At 70.5% G+C, this 775-nt stretch carries 1 protein-coding gene and 1 pseudogene; both read left to right on the top strand.

Going from position 1 to position 775, the window contains the following annotated elements:
- Positions 1-561: M20/M25/M40 family metallo-hydrolase (locus JMF90_RS39035; RefSeq protein WP_201326543.1), on the top strand; the 561-nt coding region annotated here is incomplete at its 5' end.
- Between the two features lie 24 nt (positions 562-585).
- Positions 586-775, top strand: a pseudogene (locus JMF90_RS39030) (histone deacetylase family protein); the annotation flags it as partial.

Raw genomic sequence — 775 nt, 5'->3', positions numbered from 1 at the left:
GCGTATTTCGCGAGTGCGCAGATCGCGCTCGAACTCGAACGGATCGTCGCCGGCTACGCGCCGCGCGGGCTCGCGACGATCGGGCAGGTCGGCATTCGCAACGCGTCGCGCAACACGATTGCCGGCGACCTGACGTTCACGGTCGACCTGCGTCATCACGACGATGCCGAAGTCGACGAGATGGAGCGCGACCTGCGCGACGCTTGCGCACGCATCGCCGCCGCGCGCGGCGTGCAGGTGGCGGTCGAGACCTGCTGGCGCAGCCCGGCGACGCCGTTCGACCGCGATTGCGTCGGGCTGGTCGCGCAGGCGACCGCCGCGTTCGGCTATACGCACGAGCGGATCGTGAGCGGCGCCGGTCACGACGCGATCCTGCTCGCGCGCCGTTTCCCGACCGCGATGGTGTTCATTCCGTGCGTCGACGGCCTGTCGCACAACGAAGCCGAGGATGCATTGCCCGACGACGTGACGCGCGGCACGAACGTGCTGCTCCATGCGGTGCTGGCGCGCGCGGGCATCGCGGCGCGCGTCGATGCGGCGGCTGCCGCGCACGGCGCCTGATCCGGCGAATCGACGAGGACCATCATGAAAACCTATTTCCATCCCGAACAACTGCTGCACCATCCGCGCAGCTACCTGTCGCGCGGCCAGATGCGCGAACCGCAGGAAGTGCCCGAGCGCGCGGCGCGGCTCGTCGCGGCCGTCCGGTCGCTCGACTTCGACGTGCGCGAGCCGGCCGATCGCGGCACCGCACCGATCGCGGCCGTGCACGACA

This window comes from Burkholderia sp. E168m23 (genome assembly GCF_016586125.1).
GTDB lineage: Bacteria > Pseudomonadota > Gammaproteobacteria > Burkholderiales > Burkholderiaceae > Burkholderia > Burkholderia orbicola.
Note: the sequence above shows the minus strand (reverse complement) of the source record. Positions and strands in the feature narration are given on the sequence as shown.